This is a genomic window from Terrirubrum flagellatum, assembly GCF_022059845.1.
GTDB classification, from domain to species: Bacteria; Pseudomonadota; Alphaproteobacteria; order Rhizobiales; family Beijerinckiaceae; genus Terrirubrum; species Terrirubrum flagellatum.
Genome location: NZ_CP091851.1, coordinates 2,659,460 through 2,674,061 on the forward strand (window position 1 = coordinate 2,659,460; position 14,602 = coordinate 2,674,061).

Here is a 14,602-nt window from a genome sequence, read left to right on the forward strand (position 1 = left end):
ACGGATATGCTTGATTGATTTGAACAATTCGATAGCCCACCCTACCTTAGAATAAAAACAAGTTGGGCGGAACTCGATGACGGCGTACGAACCGTGGAACGCTGAGCGGGCGTCCCAGATCATCGCTGAACATGCGGCGCTTGAGGGAGCCACGCTCCCGATCATGCACGCGATGCAGGAAGCGTTTGGCCATGTGCCCGATGCCGCCGTGCCGATGATCGCTGATGCGTTGAACCTCTCCCGCGCCGAAATCCATGGCTGCCTGACTTTCTATCACGATTTCCGTCGCCAGCCCGCCGGCCGCCATGTGGTCAAGCTCTGCCGCGCCGAAGCCTGTCAGTCCGTCGGCGCCGACGCGCTCCATGCTGACATCAAGCGCGAACTGAATGTCGACTGGCATGAGACGACCGCCGATGGCGAAGTGACCATCGAGCCTGTGTTCTGTCTCGGCCTCTGCACATGCGGTCCTGCCGCTCTGATCGACGGCAAGCCTGTTGGCGCGCTTGATGTCGGCAAACTGCGCGCCGCGCTCGGCCGGAGTCACTGACATGGCCGACGTCACGAAAATCTACGTCCCGCGCGACATGGCTGCGCTCGCCATGGGCGCCGATGACGTCGCAGCGAAAATCGAGACGGTTGCGGAAAAGAGCGGCGCTGCGATCGAGATCGTGCGCAACGGATCGCGCGGACTTCTCTGGCTCGAGCCGATGGTTGAGGTCGAAACCGGCGAAGGCCGTATCGCCTATGGTCCCGTCGCGGCGAGCGACGTTGAAAGTTTGTTCGCGAGCGACTTCCTCAAGGGCGGCGCGCACAAGCTGCGCCTCGGCAAGCCCGAAGAGATTCCGTGGCTCGCGAAGCAGCAGCGGCTGACCTTCGCGCGCTGCGGAATCATCGATCCCTTCTCTCTCGATGATTATCGCGCCTATGGCGGCATGGCCGGCCTCGACAAGGCGTTGACGCTCGATGCGCCAGGGATTGTCGATGAAGTGAAAGCGTCGGGGCTGCGCGGGCGCGGCGGCGCCGGTTTCCCCGCCTGGATCAAGTGGGACACGGTGCGCAAGGCCGAGGCCGATCGCAAATATGTCGTGTGCAATGCCGACGAAGGCGATTCCGGCACCTTCGCCGATCGCATGCTGATGGAAGGCGATCCCTTCACGCTGATCGAAGGCATGACGATCGCCGGGCTCGCGACCGGCGCGACCAAGGGCTACATCTATCTCCGCTCGGAATATCCGCAGGCTTTCGAGGCGCTCAACCGCGCGCTTGTCGTGGCGCGACGCAGAGGCGTGCTCGGCGCCTCGGTGATGAATTCCGGCAAGCCGTTCGACATCGAAGTCAGGCTCGGCGCCGGCGCCTATATCTGCGGCGAAGAGACGTCGCTGCTGGAAAGCCTCGAAGGCAAGCGCGGCGTGGTGCGCGCGAAGCCGCCGATCCCCGCGCTCAAAGGACTCTTCGGCAAGCCGACGCTCGTCAACAATGTGATGTCGTTCGCGGCGATCCCGTGGATTCTCAGCCATGGCGGCAAGGCCTATGCCGATTACGGCATGGGCCGCTCGCTCGGCACGCTGCCGATCCAGCTCGCCGGCAACGTCAAGCGCGGCGGGCTGATCGAGCTCGCGTTCGGGATCTCGCTCCGCGAGGTGATCGAAGAATTCGGCGGTGGAACATGGAGCGGCCGTCCCGTGCGCGCGGCGCAGGTTGGCGGGCCGCTTGGCGCCTACTTCCCCGACAAGCTGTTCGACACGCCGCTGGATTACGAAGCCTTCGCCGCGAAGAAGGGCCTGCTCGGCCATGGCGGAATCGTCGTGTTCGACGACACGGTCGATCTGGCGAAGCAGGCGCGTTTCGCCTTTGAATTCTGCGCCGCCGAATCCTGCGGCAAATGCACGCCCTGTCGCATCGGCGCGACGCGCGGCGTCGAGACGATGGATCGCGTTATCTCCGGTGTTCAGCCCGAAAAGAATCTCGGCCTCGTGCGCGACCTCTGCGAGATCATGACCGACGGCTCGCTCTGCGCCATGGGCGGGCTGACGCCCGTGCCCGTAATGAGCGCGATCGACAATTTCCCCGAAGATTTCAATACGCGCGCGCGGCCGTCCGTCGCGATCGCGGCGGAATGAGGAGGACATCGTGAGCCTCATTAGGGAACTCGACTACGGCACGCCGATCCGCGTCTCCGAGCAGACGGTGACGCTGAGCATCGACGGCGTCGCCGTCACGGTGCCGGCAGGAACCTCCGTCATGGCCGCCGCCATGACTATGGGCACGAAAATCCCGAAGCTCTGCGCGACCGACATGCTGGAGCCGTTCGGCTCGTGCCGCATGTGCCTTGTCGAGATCGAGGGACGGCGCGGAACGCCCGCTTCCTGCACGACGCCCGCCGAGAACGGGATGGTCGTTCACACGCAGACCGACAAGCTGGCGCGCATGCGCAAGGGCGTGATGGAGCTCTATATCTCCGATCATCCGCTCGACTGCCTCACCTGCGCCGCCAACGGTGATTGCGAGTTGCAGGACATGGCGGGCGCCGTCGGCCTGCGCGATGTGCGCTATGGCGATGAGGTCGCGAACCATTTCGAAAAGGATTCGCCGCTCGCGCTGCCAGTCGACGAGAGCAATCCCTATTTCACCTATGATCCCGCGAAGTGCATCGTCTGCAATCGCTGCGTGCGCGCCTGCGAAGAGGTGCAAGGCACCTTCGCATTGACGATCGCCGGCCGCGGCTTCGACTCGCGCGTCTCGGCCGCTGGCGTCGATTTCCTCGAATCCGATTGCGTGTCCTGCGGCGCCTGCGTGCAGGCCTGCCCGACAGCGACCCTGACGGAAAAGACCATCATTGATCACGGCCAGCCCGATCATTCCAAGGTCACCACCTGCGCCTATTGCGGCGTCGGCTGCTCGTTCAAGGCTGAGATGCAGGGCGATCGCATCGTCCGCATGGTTCCTTACAAGGACGGCAAGGCGAATGAGGGCCACTCCTGCGTGAAGGGTCGCTTCGCCTGGGGCTACGCCACGCACAAGGATCGCATCACCAAGCCGATGATCCGCGAGAAAATCACCGACCCCTGGCGCGAAGTGTCATGGGACGAGGCGATTAATCACGCTGCGAACGAGTTCAAGCGCATCCAGGCGAAATATGGCCGCGAGTCGATCGGCGGCATCACCTCGTCGCGCTGCACCAACGAAGAAGTCTTCCTCGTGCAGAAGATGGTGCGCGCCGCCTTCGGCAACAACAATGTCGACACATGCGCCCGCGTGTGCCATTCGCCGACCGGCTATGGCCTCAGCAAGACGTTCGGCACCTCGGCCGGCACGCAGGATTTCCGCTCCGTCGCCAAGGCCGATGTGATCCTCGTCATCGGCGCCAATCCGACCGATGGCCATCCCGTGTTCGCCTCGCGCATGAAGAAGCGCCTGCGCGAAGGCGCGAAGCTGATCGTCGCCGATCCCCGCCGCATCGACATGGTGAAGTCGCCGCACATCAAGGCGGAGCATCATCTGGCGCTGACGCCCGGCACGAACGTGGCGCTGATGAATTCGCTCGCCCATGTCGTCGTGACCGAAGGGCTCATCAACGAATCTTTCGTGCGCGAGCGCTGCGATCTCGTCGATTTCGAGATGTGGGCGCGCTTCGTCGCGGAGGAGCGCAACTCACCCGAAGCGATGGAGCAGTATACTGGCGTTCCCGCGACCGAAGTCCGCAAAGCGGCGCGGCTCTACGCGACCGGCGGCAATGGCGCGATCTATTATGGCCTTGGCGTCACCGAACACAGCCAGGGCTCGACCATGGTGATGGCGATGGCCAATCTCGCCATGGCGACCGGCAATATCGGCCGCGACGGCGTCGGCGTGAATCCGTTGCGCGGACAGAACAATGTGCAGGGCTCCTGCGACATGGGTTCGTTCCCGCACGAATTCTCCGGCTATCGCCATGTCAGCGACGATGCGACGCGGCAGATGTTCGAGACGATGTGGGGCGTGCCGCTCTCGAACGAGCAGGGCCTGCGCATTCCGAACATGCTCGATGAGGCGGTCGGCGGCGGCTTCAAGGGCCTCTATGTCCAGGGCGAAGACATCGCCCAGTCCGATCCCGACACCAAGCATGTTACGGCCGGCCTCAAGGCGATGGAATGCATCGTCATTCAGGACATCTTCCTGAACGAGACCGCGAAATACGCGCATGTCTTCCTGCCCGGCTCCTCCTTCCTCGAGAAGGACGGCACTTTCACCAACGCCGAGCGTCGGATCAGCCGCGTGCGCAAGGTGATGGAGCCGATGTCGGGCAAGGAGGAATGGGCGGCGACCGCCGAACTCTCGCGCGCGCTCGGCTATCCCATGGAATACAATCATCCCAGCGAGATCATGGATGAGATCGCGCGGCTGACGCCGACCTTCACCGGCGTGAGCTACGACAGGATCGATGAGCTCGGCTCGATCCAGTGGCCGTGCAACGACAAGGCGCCGACGGGCACGCCGATCATGCATATCGATCGCTTCGTGCGCGGCCTCGGCAAGTTCATGCTGACCGAATACGTGCCGACCGAAGAGCGCACTGGCGCGCGCTTCCCGCTGATCCTGACGACGGGCCGCATCCTGTCGCAGTACAATGTCGGCGCGCAGACGCGGCGCACCGCGAACTCCGTCTGGCACGAGGAGGACATCCTCGAGCTCCATCCGTTCGACGCCGAAAATCGCGGCATCAAGACGGGCGATCTCGTCGCGCTGCAAAGCCGCTCCGGCGAAATCTCGCTGCGCGCCGAGGTGTCGGACCGGATGCAGCCGGGCATCGTCTATACGACGTTCCATCACGCCAAGACCGGCGCGAACGTCGTGACGACGGATTATTCGGATTGGGCGACCAACTGTCCGGAATACAAGGTGACCGCGGTGCAGGTGCGCCGGACGAACACCTATTCCGGCTGGCAGGAGCAGAACGACCGCGAAGATGTCGAGTTGCGCCGGATCGCCATCGCGGCGGAGTGATCATGCGATGATCGAGCCGGTCGAAACGGCCCCTGCCCGCTACGTCTCCTTCTCCTCGGGAGAGACGCGAGCAGGCGCGCGCGCCGTTCCGGTCGAGCATCCCGTCAACATCATCTATGGCGGCGTACCCTACGCCGTGATGATGGCGACGCCGCAGAATCTTGAGGACTTCGTCGTCGGCTTCAGCCTGACAGAGGGAATCATCACGGCCGCGTCTGACGTTCGCGACGTCGCGTTCGAGGAGCATCCGCGCGGGTTGAAGGCGATGGTCACGCTCGCGCCCGGCGTCTTCAGCCAGCATCTCTCACGGCAGCGCAGCCTCAGCGGGCGCACGGGATGCGGCGTCTGCGGCGTCCAGGATCTCGACTCCATTCCCGAGGCGAAGCCGGTGGCGAGCGCGGTCGCCGTGGAGACCGGAGCGATCGCGCGCGCCGTTGCAACGATCGAGGCCCATCAGCCGCTCAACGACGCGACGCGGGCCGTGCATGCGGCCGGCTGGTTCGACCTGCAGGGACGCCATGTCGCAACGCGCGAGGATGTCGGCCGCCACAATGCGCTCGACAAGCTGATTGGCGCGTTGATGCGCGGCGGCCATTCGCCGGAAGACGGATTTATCCTCATCACCAGCCGATGCTCATTCGAGATGGTAGAGAAAACGGCGGCATTCGGCGCTTCGCTTCTCGTCGCCGTCTCGGCTCCCACGTCTCTCGCCATTCACCGCGCGAAGGAGCTCGGGGTCGATCTCATCGCCATCGCCCGCAAGGACGGGGCGACCGAATTCCTCCGCTCGCCCGAGCGCGCCATGGAGCCTGCGCATGACTGAAACCGGCGGCGAAAACATCGAGAAGCTGGTGCGCATGGGGAATCAGATCGGCGCATTCTTCAAATCTTATCCGGAACAGACCGCCGTCGAAGGCGTGCGCGAGCATATCGCGAGGTTCTGGACGACGAAGATGCGCGCCGCATTCCTGAATCACCTCGCGGCGGGCGGCGATGGCGTCGACGCGCTTGTCGCCAAGGCGGCGACCGGTTTGAAGAAGTAAGCGGCGGCTCCGTTTACGGCGAACGCTCGATCTCGCTCCTCGTCTCCGCCTCGGGGCTGACGCTCTTTCGTCGGTCGAGGCCGGCGTTACGCATGGAGACCGCAAGCGCGATCGAAATCGCGAGGCCGACGAGCAGCAGCACGATGGCCGCCAGAATGCTCGTGTTCCCGGCGTAGAAGATATTGCCGGCCGCGACCGCGACGGAAATCACAAATGGCAGCGCCGGCGCCATGGCGCATTCCTCATCCCGGCGCGAAAAGACCGTTCGCCCGGTCAATCTGGACAAACCGCTGCGCGCACGCGTCGCGCCTTTTCTTCGGAACGCATGAAGCGCCCGATCGTTGCGTCTCTGTTCATCGGAATCCAGGAGGCGCCGTTGCCGCGCAAACCATACAAGCCGGCGGAAACCTATTCACCTGTCAGCGAAATTCCCGACGACGAGGTGGAAACGCGCAATCGTCTGCGGGAAGCGCGCGGATCAAGCTTCCGTCATATTCGCGCCGCCGAGACTTCGGCCGTCGAGCATCGAGGCCGCAGCGGATTGTCGCTCGCAGCGAACGAGCGGTCTGCGGCAGGCGGAAACCGCTAACGAAAAACCGGGTGAAAGCGGCGTCGCTGTCTGCGAGGCCATTTCGCCCGCATCTTTTTTGAGCAGGGTTGGCGCTTTTTTGAGCGCGCCACTCTCGGCTTCCCTTTGAAAACAAAGCAAAATTTAACGGCCCCGGCCTAATTTTCGACGCGCCGTTCGAATTGCGCGGGCAGCGCTCCGTCGGCGCCAACACCGCGCAGCCGGAGAAGCAAGTGACGTCGCATAAGGGCATCGAGATCGACGCCGCCCTCGCGGGGCTCGTTCGCCACATGCACAGCATCGAAGGATATCGCGAAGTCCTCGCCGGCCTCAGAATCGGCTGGGATACGCTCACGCTGCTCGGGCAACTCTCCAGCGGCGCTGCCGAGATGTCGAAGACGCGGGAAGCGTTCGAGCGGCTGACCGGCGATCTGCTCAATCAGCTCGGCATTGAAACTCGCAAGAAGGCGTTCGCAGCGCTCAGAACCAAAGCGCAGAACGGAATCGACGTTCTCACGCGCAACCTGTTCGAGCGCACCGCCGATATCGGCTTTCTCGCCGCCGACACCGAAGTGCGCGAGTTTCTGGAAGCTGCGGAAGAGGACGCGAATCGCACAGCGCTCGAAGCCCGCTTCCGCGAATATGTGGCGAAATATTCGGTCTATTCCGACATCGTGCTGATGGACAAGGCCAGCCGTATTCGCGCGCGGCTTCGTCCTCACAACGCCGAAGAGACCAGGCATCCGCTTGTGAATGAAGCGCTGACGACATCGGCGGCCTATGTCGAATATTTCGGCGAGGCGGACTTTCTCGCCGCAGGAAATCATCTGCTCTACGCTTTCAGGGTGGCGTCGCGCAGCGGACGCCCGCTTGGGGCGCTCGCGCTTGTCTTCCGCCTCGATGACGAAATGGATGGCGTCTTCAGCAAGCTGATCCCGGCCGATGACTGGACCGTTCTCGCATGCGTCGGATCCGACAGCCGCGTGATCGCGAGCTCTTGCCCGATTCAGCTTCCTGTCGGATTTGCGCTTCCGCCCGCGATCTGTCGCGCGAATGGCGAGTTGGCGCGCTTTGGCGGCCGCCAATATCTCGCCGTCGCTTGCCGCAGCGTCGGCTATCAGGGCTATATGGGACCCGGCTGGACGGGGCTCGCTCTCGCGCCGATCGAGCACGCTTTCAATGAGGATGCGGGCGCCGCCGCGACCCTTGACGCTGAACTCCTCGGCGACATCCTGCGTCATTCGAAACTGTTTCCTGACGCTCTGCGCGCAGTGCCGCAGCAGGCGGCGCAGATCCAGCGCAATCTCAGCCGATCCGTCTGGAACGGGTCGGTGCGGCTCGCGGAGACGACCGAAGCCAACGCCGATTTCTCGAAAGCGCTGCTGTGGGAGACGTCGAGCGCCGGCGCCAGAACGCAGGCGATCTTCGATCAGGCCATCGCCGATCTTCAGCAAACCGTCATCGCTGCGCTGCTGCAGAACGTGCGCGCACGCGCCGCTTTCGCGATCGACGTCATGGATCGCAATCTCTACGAGCGCGCCAATGACTGTCGCTGGTGGGCGCTCGACGCCACATTCCGCCGCGCGCTCGCCGACCCTGCGCGCGAAAGAAGCGCGGCGAGCGCCGAGGTGCTCTCGACCATCAACGGCCTCTACACCGTCTACACCAATCTCCTGCTGTTCGACGCGACGGGCAAAATCACCGCGGTATCGCAGCCGTCGGAGACCCATCATGTCGGCCGGATCATCGATGCGGGATGGGCGTCGCGCACGCTCGCGCTGCACTCGACGCAAGACTATGTCGTTTCCGATTTCGAGCCCTCCGATCTCTACGGCGGCGGCGCGACCTATATCTACGCCGCCGCCGTGCAGCATCCGGCGAAAGCGCAACGCGTCGGCGGCATCGCAATCGTCTTCGACTCAACGCCGCAATTTTCCGCCATGCTCGAAGAAGCCCTGCCGCGAAACGAGGCCGGAGCGCCCCTTCCCGGCAGCGTCGCGCTCTTTGTCGACCGCGCCGGCGAGGTCATCGCATCGACCGATGCGCGCTATCCGATCGGCTCCACTGCTGAACTCGGCGTCGATTTCAGCCAGTTGCGATCGGGCGAAAGCGTCTCTCGCATCGCGACTCTCGATGGCCAGCACTGCGCGATCGGCGCTGTGATGTCGGGGGGCTATCGCGAATACAAGCTGAGCGACGGATATGTCTGCGATGTCGTTTCGGTATGCGTTGTTCCCTTGAGCGTAGCGGCGCAGGCCAAGGCGTCGCGTTCTGTTTCGCTTGCATCCCGCACGAACGCCACGAGGCCGCGCGGCGTTGGCGTCGAAACGATCGAGGTCGCGACCTTCCATGCGCGGGGGCATTGGCTCGGCGTGCCAGCGCGCGATGTGATCGAAGCTGTCGACGCCACAGGCGTCACGGCTGCGGGACAGACGGGTTCAGGCCCGCTTGTCGGCTACAAGCTCCATCGCCAGGCGCCGATCCCTGTGCTCGATCTCGCGCACGCCATCGGCGTGTCGCAACAGCGCCATGACGAAGACGAGCCTCAGATCGTCATTGTGAAGACGAATGACGGCCCGCTTGGTCTTCTCGTGGATTCGCTCGGCGATATCCCGCACATCGCGCCATCAGAGATCGCGCCGCTCGCCTGGAAGAATGACGTGCCTGCGACCGGCGTGGTGCGCAGCCAGCAGCGCGGCGGAGCCGAAACCGGGCTGCTGCTGATGCTCGACGTCAACAGGCTATGCGGCGAAGCAACGGCGCGGCCAGTCGATCTTCAAGCGGCGGAATAGCAGTTAGCGGCCGAAAGCAGCTTCTACGCTGCGGCTCCGGCGTCTTCGATCTCTGACTCCGCCCGCGGCACCGTAAAGCGGAAGACGGCGCCTCCTCCCGGCCGGTCAGCGGCGGAGATCACGCCGCCATGGGCTTCGATAATCCCCTGGCAGATCGAAAGCCCAACGCCCATTCCCGTCTCTTTGGTGGTGACGAAAGGCTGGAACAGCTTCTCGCGCACACTGACGGGAAGACCGGGGCCGGTGTCTGCGACGCTGATTTCGACCCGATCCTCGCCAGCGCGCTCCGCGGCGATAACGATGCGTCGCTCGGGCGCGTCCGCCATCGCTTCGGCCGCGTTGCGGATGAGGTTGAGCAACACCTGCTGAATCTGGATCTTGTCGACGACCACCCGCGAAGCGTCAGGACGAATCTGCAACTCCAGCATCGCATCGCGCTTCAATGGCCCGACGAGCGCAAGCTGCGCGATTTCTACAATCGCGTTCCGCAAATCCTCCTCGCGCTCGATGATCTCGCCCTTCCTGCCGAAATCGCGGAAGCGCCGCAAAAGTTCGGTCGCGCGTCGCGCCTGCGCAGAGGTCTTCTCGAAGAGCGGCGGCAGATCGGACGACGATCCCATTGCGATCATGCGACGACCGGCGTCGATATAGTTGGCGATCGCGGTGACCGGCTGGTTGATCTCATGCACCAGCGCCGACGCCATCTGTCCGATCTCGCTGAGGCGCGAAATATGACTGAGCGTCGCGCGCATCTCGACGAGCCGGCGCTCGCGTTCGCGGTTCTCCGCCGCAAGCGACAGGGCGAGGCGAACATAGAGCGCGCGGACCTCAAGCAGGAGCACCATCAGCACGAAGCTTGACGCGAGAAGGCCAAGAATGCGCCCGGAATAGAAGCCGAGATCGAAGCGCCCGGCGTTGAGAAGCGCGCTCAGCGCCACGTCGCAAAGCCATGCGACGAGCACCACCATCAGCCAGAGATCAAGTGTCGAACGCTCGCGGCGACGCCACAGCGTCACGAGCGCGACGCCGCACAAGAGCCAAACGACGCCAACAATAAAGAGCTGCGCGGGCGCATAGCGGTTCTGCAGCATGATCGACGGCAGAAGCGATTCGCCTGCTGTCGCGAGAACTGTCGACGCCACAGTGAGCGCTATCACTGCAGCGATCCCAAGTGCGATTTCATGCGCTTCACTGCGCGCGCGATCATGCGGCCGCCCGATCAGAAGCGCATAGCCGACGACCGCAAGCGGAAACCCTGCATGCCAGAACATGTAGAGCCAGGCTGTGGTCTGCCGCCCCGCGCCGAGGAGACCTGTCTCGGCAAACAAGCCGGGAAACGTCATCGCATGCACAGCGCACATCAAAGCCGTGAAGAGATAACCGCAACCGACAATCAAAAGAGCGCGCGAACGGGCGATCCTGAACTGGCCAAACAGCAGGACGGCCGTGATCAGGTCGTTCACGACCATGATGGATTCATAAATCGGGATGAAGGCGGGAAGAGGCGTCAGCGGAACGCGAGCAAAAGGAGCAGCGACGGCGAACGCCGCGAGGCATGCGATCCCAACCGTCAACGCGACACGCCGCTGAAGCGGCCCTATCGGGAGCATGGACAGAACGATCGGTCGGTCGCCTGTCACCGTCGCTGGCCTCTCATCGCCAAGCTCCGCAGCCCCTCCGTCGCGCTTCCGGATCAAAGCGATCCGGCGGCAAATAGCCAGTCAAACGTCGCAGCGTCGTGAATAATTCACGACTCGGCGCAGCATGCGCTGATTTGCCGATTTACGCTACCTGGCTGCGCCGCCGGCGCGACGGCCGCAAAGAGGCAAGCCTTCCGCCGACTCTCTTCCCATATAAGACATTGAATTATATATGAAATATATCTTATGCGGACAAAATAGCGCCTGCCGATCGGTTGCGCGTCGGCGCGTCGCGACCCGGAATCCACAGCTACAGTTCTTGATCGCCGGCGCCGCCCCGCCAGCGATGGACCAACCTTTCGAAAGGGCCGCCCAGCGCCAGGATCACCAGCGCCAGAGCGACGCCGAGCGTCAGCAGACGCCAGTCAGCGAGCGCGCAAGCCGCGCCCAGGCAGGCCGTCAGCCAGACGCACGCCGCCGTGGTGAGGCCGCGAACTTCGCCCTCGAGCCGCGTCCGGATGATGACGCCGGCGCCAAGGAATCCAATGCCGGTGACGATCCCCTGGACCACGCGGCTCGCTCCCGGCGGATCGCTGCGCGCCACCGCAAGCGTCGCCAACGCCGATCCCAACGAGACCAGACCCAGCGTTCGGACGCCCGTGGGCTTGCCGTGAAGGTCGCGGTTGAGCCCCAGCGCCGCTCCGAAAACGACCGCCAGGATCAGCCGCCAGGCGTCGTCGACGAAAGCGATTGATTGAGTTTCCATAATTGTCGAGTTAGTTTTCCGCGACGCGCGACGATAGCCTCGACGGCAGCGGCGGAGCAATTGCGGATGACCGTGGCGCGTTCGCGGGGGAGACCGAGAGCGCCGCACCCGCTCGGAGCAATCCAGGGCGGGCCTTTCAGTTTCGTCGACGCGCGTAGCCCGACTGCCGAATAGCCGAGATTGAAGTCATCGCTGAAGCGCCGAGGAATTATCGGCGGCGCGCCCTATCGAAAGATCGCTTCCGGGCCGATGTCGGTGATGCGCGCATGACCCGTGAGCGCCACGGCGACAGCCAGTTCCTCGACCAGCACCTTGATGGCGTGACCGACGCCAAGCGGTCCGGCGGCCGCCAACGCATACATCAGCGGCCGGCCGACGAGCACGGCCCGCGCCCCCAGCGCCAGCGCTTTCAGAATGTCCGTCCCTCGCCTGATCCCGCTGTCGAGCAGAACAGGCATGCGATCGCCGACCGCATCCACGACGCGCGGCAGCGCCGTGATCGAAGGCGGCAGCGAATCGATCGTGCGTCCGCCATGGTTCGACACCACAACCGATGCGCAACCGATGTCCGCGGCGCGCCGCGCATCGTCAGGCGAGAGCACGCCTTTCAGAATAACGGGAAGTTTCGTCGTTCCGAGCAGCCATTCGATATCGCGCCATGTCGGCGCATGTCCGAGCAGCCCGTCAAAAATCGGATGGCCGGAAAGCGGCTTTTGCGCCGGCGGCCATTGGCCGAGCATGACAGGAGCAATGCCCGCAGGCAGATGAAAGCCGGCGCGCTGCTCGGCGTTGCGTATCCCGCTGATCGGCGCATCGGCTGTGGGAACAATGGCGCGCACGCCAGCGGCTTCCACGCGCTCGATCAGCGCCCGCGTGGCGCCACGATCCGCCTGCCAGTAGAGCTGGAACATCAGCGGCGAACCTTCCGCCGCGACCGCGACCTCTTCGATGGGAGTCGAGGTCTGCGTCGAGACAATCATCGGCGCGTCGAGCGCGCCGGCCGCCATCGCCGTCGCCCGCTCGCCATCGGGATGATAGAGTTTCTGATAGGCGACCGGCGCGACCATGACCGGATGCCTGAGCTTCATCCCGAGAAACTCGGTCTCGGTCGATCCGCCTGACATCTCGCGCAGCACGCGCGAATTCAGCGTCAGCGCGTCGAACGCGGCGCGATTGGCGGCGTGCGTGACGCCATCGGCCGCGGTCCCCGCGAGATAGGCCCAGGCGTTGTCGTCGAGACGCTCGCGCGCCAGCGGCTCGTAATCGGTCAGACAGGCGACTTCGCGCGGAATGCGCGCGAGAGGCGGCGGGCGCCGCATCGATGCGCCGGAGCGCGGCAGGAAGTCACTTGAGCTTGTAATTGACCGGCACCACGAGTTCGACCTCGACCGCGCGCACATTCGCAGGAAGTGACGGGAAAGGCTGCGCGCGTTCGAGCATCGACAACGCCTCCTCGTCAAGCACGGTCGCGCCGGACTTCTTCTCGAGCGCCGCCTTCTTGATGCGCCCTGCCCGATCGAGCGTGAAGCGCAACACCACGTCTCCCTCCACATGCTTCGACCGCGCCGCGGGCGGATAGCGCTTGTTGCGGCCGAGATGGGCGATCACGGAGCGCTGCCATGAGGCCGGCAGCACGACCGCCTCTGCGACGCTGCCTTCGGATGGCGCGGCGGCGCGATCGTCCTGGGCCACGGCCGCAGGCGCGCTTTCGGTTGCCGCCTGCGCCGCAGCGCTGGGCGCGGCCTGCTCGACCTCCTTGGCCTCCATCGCCTCGGTGGTCTGCTTGTCGTCGACGGCTTTCTCGTCCTGCTTCAGCGTCTTCTCCTGAGCGAGCTGAAGATCAGGCGGCGCCTCAACCTGCGCGGCTGGCGCTGGCGGCAGATCGTCCACTTTCTTCGCCGACAGTTTCTCCTGAATTTCTTCAACAGGCGTCGCGGCCTCCGCGGCTTCCGCCTGCTGCATGTCGGGCTGTTCGGTCTCCGGCGCGACGGGCAGCGCGTCGAACTCAAAGACGACGGGCGCGCCGACATCCTCCATCGAAGGAGGCAGATCGGAATCGAAACGATAGAAGGCGACCGTGGCGACGCCCGCATGCAGCGCGGCGGCGGCGACCGCAGCGCCGACCCAGAGCATTAGATCACGCCGCATTTTGATTGAATCAATCAAAATGCGGGAACGTGATCGATTCCAAAAGTTTAGAGCATGGCTTTCGCAGGGCGAACGTTCCGTTCGTCCCGGAAAAACCGGTTCCCACTTTTTCGCGCCATGCTCTGGCGGCGCCGCGGCTGCGCTGGCCCGCGAGATCATGGCGACGGCGCGCTCGCCGCTGGCGGCGATGCGCCTTGCGCGGGCGCTGTAGAGGCGCTCGGCGCGGGAGTGGGCGACAGTTTCGACCCGCCGCCATCGAGGCCAACGAGCGCGATCTTGATATAGCCGGCTTCGCGCAGCATGTTCATCAGCCGCACGATTTCGCCGTAAGGCACGGTCTGGTCGCCGCGCACGAACAGACGCTGCTCGCGATCAGCGCGCGTCTCGATATCGATCGCGGACGCAAGCCGCTCGAAGCTTGTCTCCTTCTCGCCGACGAGAATGGTGAGATCGGATTTGAGCGTGAGAAACACCGGCTTTTCAGGCCGCGGTTGCGGTTTCGCGGTCGAGACTGGCAATTCGACCGGCGCGTCGACCGTCGAGAGCGGCGCTGCAACCATGAAGATGATCAGCAGCACCAGCATCACGTCGATGAACGGCGTGACGTTGATCTCGCTGTTCTCGACGAGTTCGTCGCTGTCCCGGACGCGCCCGGCCATCTG

Annotated in this window: 13 protein-coding genes; 7 read left to right on the plus strand and 6 right to left on the minus strand. The window is 64.2% G+C overall.

Annotated features, from left to right (window positions below):
- The first annotated feature begins 76 nt into the window (after positions 1–76).
- From L8F45_RS12935 to L8F45_RS12955, 5 genes are read left to right on the plus strand one after another with little or no spacing between them, the layout of a single operon-like run.
- On the plus strand, positions 77–547 hold the full coding sequence (locus L8F45_RS12935) for a formate dehydrogenase subunit gamma (RefSeq protein WP_342363271.1): 471 nt from the start codon (positions 77–79) through the stop codon (positions 545–547).
- 1 nt (position 548) lies between these two features.
- Complete coding sequence (locus tag L8F45_RS12940) at positions 549–2,120, plus strand: formate dehydrogenase beta subunit (protein ID WP_342363272.1); 1,572 nt, start codon at positions 549–551, stop codon at positions 2,118–2,120.
- A gap of 10 nt (positions 2,121–2,130) precedes the next feature.
- Positions 2,131–4,983, plus strand: a complete 2,853-nt coding sequence (fdhF, locus tag L8F45_RS12945) for a formate dehydrogenase subunit alpha (RefSeq protein ID WP_342363273.1) — start codon at positions 2,131–2,133, stop codon at positions 4,981–4,983.
- Positions 4,984–4,990: 7 nt separating this feature from the next.
- Positions 4,991–5,806: a formate dehydrogenase accessory sulfurtransferase FdhD gene (gene fdhD, locus L8F45_RS12950; protein WP_342363274.1), complete on the plus strand. Its 816-nt coding sequence runs from the start codon at positions 4,991–4,993 to the stop codon at positions 5,804–5,806.
- Positions 5,799–6,026, plus strand: a complete 228-nt coding sequence (locus tag L8F45_RS12955) for a formate dehydrogenase subunit delta (protein WP_342363275.1) — start codon at positions 5,799–5,801, stop codon at positions 6,024–6,026. Before fdhD ends, L8F45_RS12955 begins: the two co-directional genes overlap by 8 nt.
- A 13-nt stretch (positions 6,027–6,039) precedes the next feature.
- Here L8F45_RS12955 and L8F45_RS12960 read toward each other — a convergent pair whose 3' ends face one another.
- Positions 6,040–6,258 carry a hypothetical protein gene (locus tag L8F45_RS12960; protein WP_342363276.1) on the minus strand — a complete coding sequence of 73 codons (219 nt, stop codon included), beginning with the start codon at positions 6,256–6,258 and terminating at the stop codon, positions 6,040–6,042.
- Positions 6,259–6,351: 93 nt separating this feature from the next.
- Here L8F45_RS12960 and L8F45_RS12965 point away from each other — a divergent pair, with 93 nt between their 5' ends.
- Together L8F45_RS12965 and L8F45_RS12970 are read left to right on the plus strand one after the other, a co-directional pair.
- Positions 6,352–6,615 (plus strand): hypothetical protein, encoded by a 264-nt coding sequence (locus L8F45_RS12965; protein WP_342363277.1) that lies wholly within the window; start codon positions 6,352–6,354, stop codon positions 6,613–6,615.
- Positions 6,616–6,827: 212 nt separating this feature from the next.
- The gene (locus tag L8F45_RS12970; protein WP_342363278.1) at positions 6,828–9,386 is read left to right on the plus strand and encodes a chemotaxis protein CheW; all 2,559 of its coding nucleotides are present in this window, start codon (positions 6,828–6,830) and stop codon (positions 9,384–9,386) included.
- Positions 9,387–9,409: 23 nt separating this feature from the next.
- Here the strand turns inward: L8F45_RS12970 and L8F45_RS12975 are convergent, their stop codons facing one another.
- The 5 genes from L8F45_RS12975 to exbD form a co-directional block, all read right to left on the minus strand.
- Complete coding sequence (locus L8F45_RS12975) at positions 9,410–10,855, minus strand: MASE4 domain-containing protein (RefSeq protein ID WP_342363279.1); 1,446 nt, start codon at positions 10,853–10,855, stop codon at positions 9,410–9,412.
- A gap of 481 nt (positions 10,856–11,336) precedes the next feature.
- A complete protein-coding gene (locus L8F45_RS12980) occupies positions 11,337–11,792 on the minus strand; it encodes an MgtC/SapB family protein (protein ID WP_342363280.1) in 456 nt (151 codons plus the stop codon).
- Between the two features lie 224 nt (positions 11,793–12,016).
- Positions 12,017–13,111 carry an alpha-hydroxy acid oxidase gene (locus tag L8F45_RS12985; protein ID WP_342363281.1) on the minus strand — a complete coding sequence of 365 codons (1,095 nt, stop codon included), beginning with the start codon at positions 13,109–13,111 and terminating at the stop codon, positions 12,017–12,019.
- A gap of 25 nt (positions 13,112–13,136) precedes the next feature.
- A complete protein-coding gene (locus tag L8F45_RS12990; protein ID WP_342363282.1) occupies positions 13,137–13,940 on the minus strand; it encodes an energy transducer TonB in 804 nt (267 codons plus the stop codon).
- 155 nt (positions 13,941–14,095) lie between these two features.
- Positions 14,096–14,599 carry a TonB system transport protein ExbD gene (exbD, locus tag L8F45_RS12995; protein WP_342363283.1) on the minus strand — a complete coding sequence of 168 codons (504 nt, stop codon included), beginning with the start codon at positions 14,597–14,599 and terminating at the stop codon, positions 14,096–14,098.
- Positions 14,600–14,602 lie beyond the last annotated feature (3 nt).